General features: G+C 62.8%; 9 protein-coding genes. All 9 read right to left on the bottom strand.

The genetic code is table 11. The features are described 5' to 3' along the window. Positions 1 to 1,260: serine/threonine-protein kinase (locus tag IF803_RS34745; protein ID WP_461195308.1), on the bottom strand; the 1,260-nt coding region annotated here is incomplete at its 3' end. Next, on the bottom strand, positions 1,257 to 2,033 hold the full coding sequence (locus tag IF803_RS34750) for a PP2C family protein-serine/threonine phosphatase (RefSeq protein WP_461195310.1): 777 nt from the start codon (positions 2,031 to 2,033) through the stop codon (positions 1,257 to 1,259). The genes IF803_RS34750 and IF803_RS34745, both read right to left, overlap by 4 nt. Before the next feature lie 6 nt (positions 2,034 to 2,039). Then, on the bottom strand, positions 2,040 to 2,741 hold the full coding sequence (tagF, locus tag IF803_RS34755; RefSeq protein WP_461195312.1) for a type VI secretion system-associated protein TagF: 702 nt from the start codon (positions 2,739 to 2,741) through the stop codon (positions 2,040 to 2,042). Then, the gene (gene tssM, locus IF803_RS34760; RefSeq protein ID WP_461195313.1) at positions 2,738 to 6,289 is read right to left on the bottom strand and encodes a type VI secretion system membrane subunit TssM; all 3,552 of its coding nucleotides are present in this window, start codon (positions 6,287 to 6,289) and stop codon (positions 2,738 to 2,740) included. The genes tagF and tssM overlap by 4 nt, the downstream gene beginning before the upstream one ends. 45 nt (positions 6,290 to 6,334) lie before the next feature. Then, positions 6,335 to 7,549 carry a type VI secretion system protein TssL, long form gene (gene tssL / locus IF803_RS34765; protein WP_016843431.1) on the bottom strand — a complete coding sequence of 405 codons (1,215 nt, stop codon included), beginning with the start codon at positions 7,547 to 7,549 and terminating at the stop codon, positions 6,335 to 6,337. Between the two features lie 308 nt (positions 7,550 to 7,857). After that, positions 7,858 to 9,195 (bottom strand): type VI secretion system baseplate subunit TssK, encoded by a 1,338-nt coding sequence (tssK, locus tag IF803_RS34770; RefSeq protein ID WP_028339365.1) that lies wholly within the window; start codon positions 9,193 to 9,195, stop codon positions 7,858 to 7,860. A 48-nt stretch (positions 9,196 to 9,243) separates the two neighbouring features. Next, positions 9,244 to 10,620, bottom strand: coding sequence for a type VI secretion system-associated FHA domain protein TagH (gene tagH, locus IF803_RS34775; protein ID WP_461195315.1), 1,377 nt, complete (start codon positions 10,618 to 10,620; stop codon positions 9,244 to 9,246). Positions 10,621 to 10,632: 12 nt separating this feature from the next. After that, positions 10,633 to 11,196, bottom strand: a complete 564-nt coding sequence (locus tag IF803_RS34780) for a DUF6931 family protein (protein WP_028339367.1) — start codon at positions 11,194 to 11,196, stop codon at positions 10,633 to 10,635. Positions 11,197 to 11,201: 5 nt separating this feature from the next. Next, positions 11,202 to 13,070, bottom strand: a complete 1,869-nt coding sequence (locus IF803_RS34785; RefSeq protein ID WP_461195316.1) for a type VI secretion system Vgr family protein — start codon at positions 13,068 to 13,070, stop codon at positions 11,202 to 11,204. Positions 13,071 to 13,087: the final 17 nt, after the last annotated feature.

Below are 13,087 nucleotides of genomic sequence, written 5' to 3' on the forward strand. Positions count from 1 at the left end.
CAGGATGAAGAAGCAGTCGCCGCCCGCATATTGGGCGACATATTTGCGGATGCGCTCGGCTCGACCCGGCCCGTCGGGGGACGGAGACGGCGTCAACGTCGGCTGAGACGGCAGCTTCACCGGCTCCTGACGTGTCGGGGGTGGCGGAGCAGGCTCGCTCGGCGGCGTGGATGTCCCGGCGAGTTTCGGAGGTGGCGGCAAAGCCGCCAAGCCCGATGTCCTCCAGACAAATTTATAGAATGTGTACCCACCGCCGCCCAGCAGAAGCAGCAGCGCCGCGACGCAGGCGCCGAGCCAGATGCGGCGGGAGTTCCGCGTGGTTGATGGCGCCCGCTCCTGCGGCGCAGACATACCAGCCTGCGACTTCGCCAATGGATCGAAGCCGTAGAGCGGTGCTGCGGACGGCTGCGCCGAACCCGCCGGCGTCCAGTTGGCGACCTCCGCCATGGTCGGGCGCAAGGCCGGGTCCGGCTGCAGCATCCTCTCGAGAAGTGGCCTGATGCGCATGTCCACTGCGCCGAGATCGGGCACACGCCGGCGCTTCTCGACCAGTTGAAACTGGCTTCCGCCCATATCGAGCTTTTGTCCGGTCAAGGCATGGAACAGCACGAGACCAAAGCTGTAGACATCGGACTTCGCGGTGACATCGTTGCCGTACAAGCCGACCTGTTCCGGCGACGCGTAATTGTCCTTGCCGGCGAAGCCGGAACCGATGATGGTCTTGTCACCCATCTGCGTTGACCGGGCGATGCCAAAGTCGATGATCTTCGCCCGCCTCACATCGTCGAGCGGCACGATGATGTTGTCGGGGGAGACATCGCGATGGACAATGCCGTGCTCGTGAGCGGCCTGAAGGCCCGATGCGACCCGCTGCATCAACTTGATCAGCGCTTCGAAGGTCAGCGGCCCATCGTCGAGCATGTTCGACAGCGAGCGTCCGTTCACAAACTCCATCGCCAGATACGGTCGCTGCAGTGCGGGTTCGACCGTGAACAGGAAGTAGCGAACGATTGCTTCATGCGGAAGATTGTGGAGTGCTGCGGCCTCCCGCCGGAACAGCGCAAGCGCCGCCTCGTTGTCGACCATGTCGGGCAGCAGCATCTTGACCGCGACGGGCGATCCGGTCTGGATCTCGCGGCAGCGGTAGACCTCCCCCATGCCGCCTGCCCCGATCATCGCCTCGATCTCGTAAATGCCGTTGAGCCGGGTGCCGGCCGGCACACCGCGGTAGGATGACCGAAACGGATCGTTCGCGGTCATGGTCGCGGCTCCTGATCGAGCGGCGTCCTCGTGGGCTCTGAGGACCGTGGCGCGAGCAATCGCACGATCACGATCGTGACGTTGTCGAGCCCGCCGCGCTCAAGCGCGAGCGCGAGCATGTCGTCGCAGGCTGTCTGGGCAAGGCGAGTGGCCGCGTGCTGCTCGATCTCGTCGTCCCGCACGTGTCGGGTCAGGCCGTCACTGCAAATCACGAAGATGTCTTCCGGTTCGGCCGGACCGGTCACCACCTCGAGCTCGGGGTCGGCGACGACACCAACGGCCCGGGTGATGGCATTGCTCGGCCAGTCCTGGACCTCTTCGCGTGATAGCGCGCCATCAGCGATCAGTTCCTCCAACTCGCTATGATCGTGCGACACCTGTGTGATGCCGTGGCGGTTGATCAGGTACACCCGACTGTCACCCGCCCAGATGCAGGCATAATGGCCGTCGCGTACGAGCAGGACTGCCGTTGTGGTCCCGACAATGGCACCCTGCCTTTCATGGCTGAGGGCCAGGATCTGCTGGTTGGCGCTGAACAGGCGCGCCTCGCATTGAGCCAACAGGTCCGCCGCGGAGTCCGGCGCGCCGATGGAATCAAGCGACTCCACCACGATGCGGCTGGCAAGATCGCCTGCCTCGTGACCGCCCATACCGTCGGCGACGGCCCACAGGCCGACGTCGGTTCTTACCAGGTATGAGTCCTCGTTCCGCGCCCGCACCCGTCCGGCGTGAGTGACGCTACCGACATCGAACAAGGAGGGGACGTGTACCATCGCGCGTCATCCCGTCCCGGACACTTCGCGGCCAACGTCGCCGGTCAGCAGCGTGGAATAGCGAAACGGATCCGGCAATCCGCGGCAGCAGAGTGCGATCGGCGAGAACCCTTCGCCCCCGGTGGTCCACCAGAAACTGGCCGCAGCATAGACTTGAGGGTTGGCGCCGCAGAGCGTGCCGAACGACTCGGCAAACCCATCGACCGTCGAAACCATTCCCAGCGTCGCGTCGCTCAGCGACACGACCGGCGGTCCATCAGTCTCCCGCGTCCGCAGACGTGGAAGCGCGAGACGATCCAGTGCATCGGAGATCTGCTCGAAGGTCGCAGCCCGGTCCAGGGTCGAGAGCAGGAACGTCTCCACTTGCCCATACCACCCGTCCTGCGGATCGATGTGCGGCGGCGGCAGCGCGGCGTCGCCATCCGGCACCGCATGCAGCGTCAACGGATAGTATCGCCCCACGCCGTCAAGCGACGGCATGATCGCTCCTGCGACGGTGGTGCCGCAGATCGCTCCGCCAAGCCAGAATCGCCAAATCGGCGCGGTCAGGAATGCTTCCTGCCAGTCGGCGCCGAGTTGATGGCGGCTCGCGGAGATGGCAGCTTGCACCCACGGCTCCCAGACTTCCAGGAAGCTGCGCGGCGTCGCGATCGCGATGAAATCACGCTTCGCGCCGATCTTGCCGAATAAGCCGCATCGCATGGTCATATTCCGGTCGGGCAACGAAACTCGCGGAGCACTGACAGGTTTAGCGGATTGCGCAACGATCCGGTCGAAATCTGATAGTTGAGCTCACGTCCGGCAACAATGAACGTTGCGCTGGCGGATTCCGCCTTGGCGACCAGCGAGCCAGCCTCCAGCATTCGGAACAATGACCAGGGGCCGATGCGCTCGAGTACGGATGGCGAGCCGGTCTCGTTGCTGACCGAAATTGCCGTCCGCGGCGATGGGCCGGGCCAGAGCACCGTAGTCGGTGAATTGCTCTGCGGCGGCGGCGGCGGAGGAGCGGGTTGCGGCGCGCCAAACATGGAGGGAGCTGCGGCTGGTCCTGGTGTGGTTGGGCTCGTGATCGTCGTGCCGCCGATCTCGGTCTTGACTGTGATGCCCGGTCCGGCCGCAGCCGGCGGCCGGATTGCAAAGGACACTGCCGGCACACCGCCGCCAGTCTGGAAGAAGGCGTCGCGGATATAGGCGGCATTCTGGAACTGCTTCAATGTGTCGGGCGAGAACGATCGGCCGACGGGGCTTTCCTTCCGCCAGACCCATTCGGATCGCGACGTATCCGCATAAGGCGCCAGGAACTGACTGAAGAACTTGTCCATCACACCGTTCGGGCTGAACAGCTTGGCGAAATCCGCGAGCGGGACTTCCTGACCGCTGCTCCGGACGAACGGGTAGCGGTTGGTTACCGTCTGCTGACAGACCGGCGTGACCTGATCGCGCAACGACTGCAGGATCTGACCAGCCGTGGAGGCGGCGATGCTGCCTTCGAACTCCGCGGCCGCCGCCCGCAGCATATCGGAAAATGGCGGCGGCATACGCGAGGCATTGTTGCGTAGCGCTGCAACCTGGGTCTGAAGCCCCGCCGTTGCTTGCGCCGTCAGTTGCGGATTCTCGACCATCAGCGTCAGATTCTGCGCGATGTCGTTCAGGTTTGCGATCGTCGAGTCGATCGGCCGGCGGGTGCTCTCCCCTTCAAGGACTGCATGGTAGGGTTTGAACTGCGACTCGATCGCCGCGCCAGGCGTACCGTCCTGGGCATTGTTGAACAGCGCTGGCGTGGTCACCGCGGGCGGCGCGGCTGGCGTGCCGGCGTTCGCCGGCTTCGGGCGTTCCTTGGTCAGCATCGTCTCATCGCGCACCGACTCCAGGATTTGCCGCAGCGGCGAGGTCGGCGCCGAAAGCGCCCTCAGCACTTCGTATTTCGGTTTGTCCGCGAGTAATTTCTTCAGGCGCAGACTGCCGAGCGCAGTCCGCCACGTCGTCACAAATTCATTGGAGTAGATGCTGAGCAGATCGCCGGCCAGATTGTCATACTGCTGGTCGATTGCCGACTGCTGGCCGGCGTCGCCCAACACCCAGCGCTCCCGCTTCATGCGTTCCGACAATCCGGGCAGTCGAGCGATGAACTTCTGATTGAAGCCGTTGTAGGTGAAGAACTCGGGCACCCGCACATTGTCCAAGGGCTGCCCGGTCGTGGTTTCGAAGACAACTGCCACGTCCGGACCGCCTCGGCGGCTGGCGATCCAGTCGCCGGCGGTCGATCCACGAGCCTCCGACTTCAGGAACTCGTAGGCACGTTGCGAGACGCTGAGGCGCGCCAATGAATTCTGGGCCTGCTTGATCAGCCGTCCGTCAAGCTCGACCAGCGGCGGCTGCTCGGTTTCGAGGTCGAACATGGCGACGAGATTTTCATCGAGCAGACGCCGCCCTTCCGCGTTGGTCGCGCCAGGATACAGGTTGTCCGCCCAGTCGCGCTGCATCCAGGAACGGATCAGCTCGCGGTCCGGGGATTGCAGGCCGCCGAGCATCAGGTAGACCTTCAGCGCCTCATAGACGAAGGCAGGCTCGTTGATGCGCGCATTGAGCTGCTCTTCCAGGCGGTACAGCAAGCGAGGCCTGAACATGCGCTCAAGCGCGGTGTGATAGGCTGCCTTCGCGGGTGATAACAGGCGCGCATGTTGACTGAGCCCGTAGCGCGCCGAAAGTGCTACCGACTCATTCCGTGAGGCATAGCCGGCCGGGGCGTTCCGCAACCGATAGAGCAGCGGCAGCACCTTGTCGAGATCATGATCGGCGATCAGCGTTTGCTTGATGAGCGGCGCACCGGCGGTTGCATACTCGTTGTCCGCCTGCAAGCTCTGCTCGATCAGCTCGGAGTTGCGCTTGTAGCTGGTCAGCCACGCACCGATCAGCCCGATCGCCACCAAACCTATCACCGACAGCGCCGCAGTCTTGAGGATCAGGGCGCGACGCACCGCAGCACGGTCGGTCGAGACCCAGTCGGCCTCGCCGATGATGACCTTCGAAATCAAATCGGCGAGAAAATAGCTCTTGCCGGTTCCAGAGTACGATCCGGCCCCGACTTCCTCCGCGCCGAACGTCCGCGCCAACGATCCGATCAATTGATCGATCGGCGTACCCTGCTGGGTACCCGACGTGAAATAGAACCCACGCAGATTGGCGTTCACGTGATACCGCGTCGGCTCAAAAATCTGGTTGAGGAAATCGTGGATTTGCGGCTTGAGCCGCGCCATCTGCGCCGGGAAGCCGAACAACTGCACCCGGTGCTGCGGCGTCGGCTCGTCCTGCAGACGATCGAGCGTTTCCTCGCTCAAACGTTCCAGCAGGCGATCGAACTCGACCGGGACCTGCCCCACCAGATTCTGGGTCTTGTCGGCGGTCTGGAAAGTGGCCCCCCAGACCTGGCGCCGGCCGGCCTCGCCGAGATAGGCGAAATATTCGGTGAAACCGGCAACGAGATCGGCCTTGGTGAACAGCGCGTAGACCGGGAAGCTCACTTTCAGCCTTTGATGCAGCTCGAGGAGCCGCATCCGGATGGCATCGGCATGAAGCGCGAGCTCCTGCTTCGGCAGCGTCAGCACGTCCTCCAGACTGATCGCGACGAGAACGCCGTTGATCGGCTGGCGCGACCGATTCTTCTTCAGGATGTCCAGGAAGGACAGCCAGCTTTCCTTGTCGGCCTTGCTGTTTGAATCCTGGGTTGTGTAGCGACCGGCGGTATCGATCAGCACCGCCTCCTCGGTAAACCACCAATCACAGTAGCGAGTACCGCCGACCCCGGCGATCGCCGCCGGCGTTGCCCCGCGCGCGAGCGGAAACTTGAGCCCCGAATTGACCAGCGCGGTGGTCTTTCCCGCACCTGGCGGGCCGATGATGACGTACCAGGGTAGATCGTAGAGATAACCGGACTTGTTGCCGCTCGCGGTCTTGAGTGTTGCGAGTGCATCCTTCATGCGCTCCTTGAGCACCGGCTCGTCGCTGACAGCCTGGTCCGCACCGCTGACGCCGTCGGCGATCTCTTTGGCGTTCTTGCGTCGCTTGAAGAAATGAAGACCGGTGACGCCTGCTGCCGCGGCGCCGAGCAGTAGGATCGCGATCTGGCGAACGATGTGATTTTCCAACGGATGCCAGTCGCCGAAAGCAACGAAGGGACCGGCGAGGTAGATCACCGCCCCAAGCGAGCTGAGCCCGACTCCATAGAGAACGATGCGTAGTATGTCCTTAGCGAGCATATTGACCGGTACCTGTCGCTTATCGCGTGAGCTTCTGGCGTCCGCCTATTCGCTACGTTCGATGAAGATTTCGACCCGACGGTTTTTAGCTCGTCCCTCAGGCGTCGAATTGCTGGCAATTGGTGAATCCGATCCCTTGCCGTCGACATCGATGCGCGAACCATCGGCCAGTCCGGGCTTCAGCGCGGCGGCAACCGCCTTGGCGCGCTCGACCGACAATTCGAAATTCGAGGGGAAACGCACGGTGCGGATCGGCGAGCTGTCGGTATGGCCAACCACCCGGATTCGGCCGGGCTCCTTGTCGAGCGTCGCCGCGACGCGGGCCGCGATCGGCTTGAAACCATCCAGGATGGTTGCCTGGCCAGAGGCAAACAATGCGAGATCGCACACCCTGATCACGATGAAGCTCGCCGTCTGATCCGCCGTCATGGCGCACGCCGTCTTCTCCTGCGCAAGCGCGTTGCGAATGCGCTGCAGCTGGGTGATGCGGTCCGGCGGTGGCGGCGGAGGCGGTGGTGGCGGCGGCGCAACGACGCGGCGCTTGAGCTCGATCGGATCGCCGGGATGCAATGCCAGCGCGACTTGCGCAGCATTCTCTGCACGGCCAGCCAGCAACGTTCGCAGAACGAAATAGGATCCCGTCAGCAGCGCGGCGACCACAGCCGCCACCAGCCAAACCGGAATGCGCAAGTGCTTCCGCCGACCGGCCAAGGCCTGGCCCCGCCAGTGCGGCGACAAATCATTGGTCGGCTTGGGCCGAACCCGGCGCAGCGTTTCATAGAGGTTGCGCTGAATCACCTGGAGGTTCGCAAGCCCGCCCGGCGACGTCCGATGAATGCCCTGGAATCCGAGCGCAAGGCAGGCGTGCTGGAGTTCGAGCACCGGATAGTTGACGAGCGGATCAGTCTTCAAATGGTCGAGAATCTCGAAGAAGCGTACGCCGCCCACGCGCTCGCCGAAGAACCGGCTGAGCATCGAGTATTGGGCCCAGACGTGTCGATCGTCTGTCGGTATGTGTTGCACAATATCGTCGGCGGTCGCGCACAGGATATACTTCGCCGTATTGGCCTGGTGCTCGGAAATGCCCGCCGAGCGGATATCCTTCTCGAAGAACTTGATGGCGTCGGCGACCTGCTCCATCAGGCTCGCGAATGACGCCCGCATCAGTGCGACGCGTAGCCGGCCAAGCAACTGCAGCAAAGGGCCCCCGGCGCGCATCACCGGATTGGCGTTTGGCGCAACCAGATCGTCGACACGCAAGGGCGGACCGGGCGGCAGGATCGGTTGCGTCGCCTGAGCCTGCGCCGGTGTCGAAATCCATTCCTCTGAGGGCTGGCTGGTCGGCGGGGCGGCGTAGCTTGCGCTCTGCGGTGCAGGAGAAAATGAAGGCGGTGGCGAAGGGCCACCCGGCGAAGCCATGGGCGATGGCGAGTACCCTGGACGGCTGGCAGGTCCCTCGCCTGCCGGAGGTTGAGGAGCCGGAGCCGGCGGCATCTTCCCGCCGGGGTTCGGACGGATGATGGTCCGCTCACCCCGACCGAAAGGATTAACCGGCTTGTCCCTGTCGGTCATGGCCGCTCTTCCAGGATGGCCCAAAGGTACAACTCAAGCTCCGGCCAGTCGCCGGAAAAATGCATCCCGATCGAGGCCGCTGTGCTGAACTCGGGCCACAGCGGCGACTTGCGATCGAGATAGAAATAGACGTGGTCAGTGATCGCTCGGATGTGCGGTGGCGGCGTCGGCAAATGCACCAGGGTCAAACCCGGCAGGTTTGCGTGCACGATCTCGGTCATTTTCGTGTTGGGCCCGACCTTGAACAGGTGCGGGAATTCATTCTGAATCTCCACGAGGGGCCGCCGCGCGGCGACCTCAAGCACCAGCGTCGCATTCCGGAACAGCGCGCGATCGCGGATCGGCGATACAAATGCGTTCTGGGCGCGTTCAATGATCTCCAGACGAATCGCCCGCCTGCCCAGCCGCGCGCTCAGGAAATCCTGGATGTCGCGCACCAGGGGCGTGAAGACATATTCGAGGTTGTCGTGATCATATGCCGGGTAGTCCCGTGCGCGTCGTTCGGTCGTCGCGAAGGTCGCAAGCTCGCCGGCAAACCGCAGCAGTTCCTCGTACAGCCGCTCGGGATGTACGCTGCCGGACCGCTTGAAATGAGTCAGCACCGGAATGGTCCGGTTCAGCACCTGCAGCACGAGATAATCGACGCTCTGCAAACCGCCGCCGGACGAAGGGTCGACGGCGTAGCGCGCCAACTCGTCGAGCTTGGTCTCAACCCAGCCAATGATTCGATTGAGCCAGCCATCGACAACCGGATGCGCAGCGCAGACCAGCATCGGCGGCACAAACTTGTCGTCGAACAGGATATTCTTGTCGCGCACTTCGAGGATGCGAGCGATGCCGAGACCCATGTATCCCGGCTTGCTCGTCTTGCGCAGCTCGAACGAGAGCCGCGGATAGACAATGTCGATCTCTTCTTCGATGCGCAGCGCCGAGGTTGAATCGATAAACGTTTCGGCAGTCCGAACGTAGCGACTTGCGCTGTCGGTGCGATCCTCATCCACCTCCCGCGTATTGGGCGCCGCGACCGGCATCATCAGCCAGACGATCTGGCCTGCGGCCGAATCCGGCACTTCGATGGCTTCCGGGATCGGACTGTCGGCAGGGATATCGAACGGCGTTCCGTCCGGCATGACGCCGGTCGCACTGCGCACGGCGAACTTGCTCTGCTGGGTAAGATCGTTATCGATCTCGAGCTGGGCAAAGCCCCAGGGGTACGGTGTTGTATAACGAACACGCTTTTCCAGCAGATGCTCGAGATAGCGATCGTTCTGCTGCAGATGATGCGGCCGCAGGAACAGACCTTCCGACCAGAAAACTTTGCTGTACCAGGACATTCCTACATCCACTCGGCAATGATCGGCGACTGCATCGTCACCGACAGTTCACTTTGACCCCGACTTGTCTGCGCGGTCGTAATATTCGGAGAAATGCAGCATGAAGGTATCGATCGGCGCGCTTTCGTCGCGACCGAGATGCGCGTTCCAGCGCGTCAAGAATTCATCCCAGAGCTTGCTCTTGTTCGAGCCAAACAAGGACCTTGCGCCGCGCTGAAGCTCGAGCTCGCGCGCCATCAGCGTCGGATCGATACTGGCGATCAGTCCCCGGACGGCATGCTGCATTGCCGCATAGGTCTTCAACTGATGGGATTTGAGGTCCTTGAAGCCCTGGGCGAAGGCATGCGGCGCATCGAGGTAACTGCGCGTCGGCGGCCCGAACAGGATGCGCATCGCGTCTTCCGCGGTCGGCGAGAACTTCAGCGGATTGTTCTCGATGGCCTGGATGGTGGTTTGGCTGGTGCTGCGCGTCAGCTGCTTGGCCTGGGTCCGCGCCTGCAGCAGGGCCATCAGGTTTTCCACGGTCATGCGCAGGATGACGCCAAGCTGTTCCGCGAGTTCGGCTTCGGTCTTGTCGGCAAAGAAACCGTCCGGCAGTCCGGCAGCACGTGCGACCAGGCGCGCAAACTCGGGATTGCCGATCGACGCGGCCGTGGCCGGTGCCGGCTCGGACAGTTGCGGCCGCGGCGCTCCCACATGCCCTGCCGGTGAGGGAGCCGGCGGTGGCGGGACAGCCGCTTCGTCGTCGGCCCACACCGACGGTCGGCGCGGCGTCGGCATCGCGTGCAGCACATCGACCGGCGGTTTTGGCGTGGCAACCGGACCGGCTGCCCAGCTCATGTCGTCGTGCAGCGGCGGCTCGCGGTGAGGCATCTGCGGCGAATGGCGGACCGGATCGACACCCGCCGGCGGAACGCTCGCCGCCCAGTCCAGGAATTCCGGATTGACGGGCCGCGCGGCCTCGCGCGGCTTTCGCAACTGCTGCGGGTCGATTGGCGGCGGCACGTCGCGACCGGGAGCCCACAGCTCCTGGTAATCGGCGTGCTGCTGAGCGAGCGGAGCTGGCTGCTGCGCGCCATGGCTCGGAGTGCCCTCGGCAGGCTCATCCAGGTCCAGCGAAACGCCAATGACATAGTGGCCGATGACGAGCCGATCGCCGTTGCGCAGCCGATGCGCTCCCCGTATGCGCTGGTCGGCACCATTGAGAAAGGTGCCGTTGGTCGAGACGTCGTGCAACCAGTAGCCGCCGTCGCGATAATGGATCTCGCAATGCTTCCCCGAAATCATCCGTGCCGGATCGGGCAATGTCCAGTCGAGATGGCGGTCCCGGCCAATGTCGACCGAACGCCTTCCGGTGACGGTAAATGACACAGGGCCGCCGTCTGGAAGGTTCGGCTCGTTCTCGATGTTAAAGCGAAGCACCATCACATCGTCTCGTCAGCGTGGAGGGCGCGGTTCGCCGCGTGCCAATTGAATACCATCCTCCAGGCAGGCCGTCATTATCCGGTCCCTGGACTCACGGGTAAGCCGGCAGAGGCCGATCAAAAGGGCTGCGCGAACCGCTCGCGCCGTCTGATCCGGCTTGGCTTCGACCGGTGCAAATTCCGCGGGAACCACGCTTCCGCCAGACCAACCCGCCGCCAGCGCCAGCCAGGTCGCCGGCTGCTCGGGATCGTTGGCATTGCCGACCGCCAAAGCCTTGTTGCGCGATTGCTCGTCCGGCTGCCGGACCCAGGTCTCGGCAAAATTGAGCGACCTGCCTTCATTGCCGTCGAAATGGTCAAACATCTGCCGCAACGAGCGACAGCCCCAGGCGACGGCCACGCGCCTGGGGAGCAGATACGCGCAGAAGGATACAGCCTGGTGCCACTTGCCCGCATCGGCCGCCTCCTGCAGGAAATCCAACGACAACTTGTCCGGAGCGGCTTTGCCGACGTCGTAGCGCGCCAGCGGATAGGCTTCAAACAGGTCGTGGACTGTGCTGAACCGAACCTGATTCATGGCTGTCAGCCGACAATGGTTGGCGTGCCGTGTGCAACCAGCGGGCCGCCGGCCGCGAGCGCCATGGCGGCCTGCGCGGTCATGGTGATGGTCGGCGCGTTGATGACGATGCCGGCCGGAGACAGGATGATCTGGCTTGGACCAACCTGCAGGGTGATATTGACGTTGGCCGTGAGGGTGATGCTCAGGCCCGCATCGACGGACTGATCCAGCGCCAGCTTGATGTGCTGACCGCCCAATTGGATATCAAGCTTGTCGTTGCCGTTCTTGAGCGTGGTCTTGCGGGTATCGCCGCCGAACGCCGCCTCGCCGATGGTCCTGGTCTCGGTGTCGCGGACCGTGACGTCGTAGTCCTTCTCGGCGTGCACGGTGATCTTCTCGGACCCCTTCTTATCCTCGAAGTTCCATTCGTTGTAACCGCCGCCTCCCTTGGTCGAGTCGGACTTCAGACCCGCAATCGTCTTCTTGGACGGCAGGTCGTAAGGCAACTTGTATTCATCGTTGTAGACGGTCCCTATCACCAATGGCCGGTCGGGATCCCCTTCCAGGAATTCCACGACCACCTCCTGCCCGACGCGCGGGATGATCTGACCGCCCCAGCGCTTGCCGGACCAGACTTGCGCCACGCGCAATCGGCACGAGCGCTTCTTCTTCCGATCCCAGAAAAAGCGAACATAGATTTCGCCCAGCGACTCGACGTCGATTTCCTCGCTCGAATTGTCGTCCTTGGTCACCACCTTGGCTGTCTGAATGCCGTTGATCCTCGGCTTCGGCGTCGTCATGGGAGATCGAAACGGCCGATCGCTTGGCAGAAATTCGTAGCTGCCAAAGTAAACGTGCTGTCCGGCGTCGCCGGGGCCGCCAGTGCGATAGGATTCGATGGAAAACGAATGAGCGGCTCGTACCACGAGATATTCGACGTTCTGCGAGTCTTTCGAGTGCTTCTCGAGCTTGGTTAGTCCGCCGGGAAACAGATTAACGGCGTCGCCGTTGCCCCGGCGGCGCCGATCCATCGCCTGCTCGGCCTGAAGCTGGATCTTCGCGTATCGCTCGCCGTCGGACTTCTCCTTGAACTTGCCCGGGTAGTCGTAGAACTCCATCTCGGACCGTGTGTAGTGCTCGGAGCCCTTGGCGTCGCTGATCATCTGCGCGTTGGGCCTCTGGTAGTTGTAATCGTTGAGCTCGATCTTCCCGGTGCGGAACCGGCGCTCGGAAGCCCATTCATAAATGTGCTGCTCGCCGCGACGGTCGGAGCCGGTGAGCGGGATGTAGGGGATCTTGGCGAGACCGTTGATTGGGCTATGCGAGGACTTGGAGTCAGCCAGCACCAGCGTATGCTTGCCGCCTTCATGCTTGAAGAAGTAGTAGATCCCGTGCTGCTCCATCAACCGGCACACGAAATCCAGATCGGTCTCGCGATATTGAACACAATATTCGAGCTTTGGACATGAGCCCTCTTCGGTAAGCTTGGACTCATAGTCCGTGAAGCCGCGCTCGTTGAAGACCTCCTTGATGATGTCGGGCGCCTTCTTGTCCTGAAAAATCCGGCAATCGGTGGTCCGCGACAGCAGCCACAACCAGGGCCTCAGCACAATCCGGTAACTGAAATAGTCGTTCTTCACCCCCAGCCACTGGGCTTCCGTGAGAATGCCGCTGAACTCGCGTTCCTTCTCGTGCAATTTGATGGTGAGAGTGCACTGCTTGCCAATGGCCCGATCAAAGTCGAGATCGGCCTCCTCGCTGAGACACTCGATGCGATATTCGAACAGTTCACTCAGACCTTCGGCGGCCTCGAACCGGGCAAAAACCAGAACGTCCTTGCCAAGGGGGGTCTTGAGCTCGCAGAGGCGGGTATCCTGGGTAAGCTGGCCCATGTGGGCGTTAAACTCCC

It is taken from the genome of Bradyrhizobium sp. UFLA06-06, assembly GCF_054820065.1.

Coding starts and splice junctions, on each gene's coding strand:
- tagF (WP_461195312.1), bottom strand. CDS start 2,741: ATGACCATGCGATGCGGCTTATTCGGCAAGATCGGCGCGAAGCGTGAT.
- IF803_RS34780 (WP_028339367.1), bottom strand. CDS start 11,196: ATGAATCAGGTTCGGTTCAGCACAGTCCACGACCTGTTTGAAGCCTAT.
- IF803_RS34750 (WP_461195310.1), bottom strand. CDS start 2,033: ATGGTACACGTCCCCTCCTTGTTCGATGTCGGTAGCGTCACTCACGCC.
- tssM (WP_461195313.1), bottom strand. CDS start 6,289: ATGCTCGCTAAGGACATACTACGCATCGTTCTCTATGGAGTCGGGCTC.
- IF803_RS34785 (WP_461195316.1), bottom strand. CDS start 13,070: ATGGGCCAGCTTACCCAGGATACCCGCCTCTGCGAGCTCAAGACCCCC.
- tagH (WP_461195315.1), bottom strand. CDS start 10,620: ATGGTGCTTCGCTTTAACATCGAGAACGAGCCGAACCTTCCAGACGGC.
- tssK (WP_028339365.1), bottom strand. CDS start 9,195: ATGTCCTGGTACAGCAAAGTTTTCTGGTCGGAAGGTCTGTTCCTGCGG.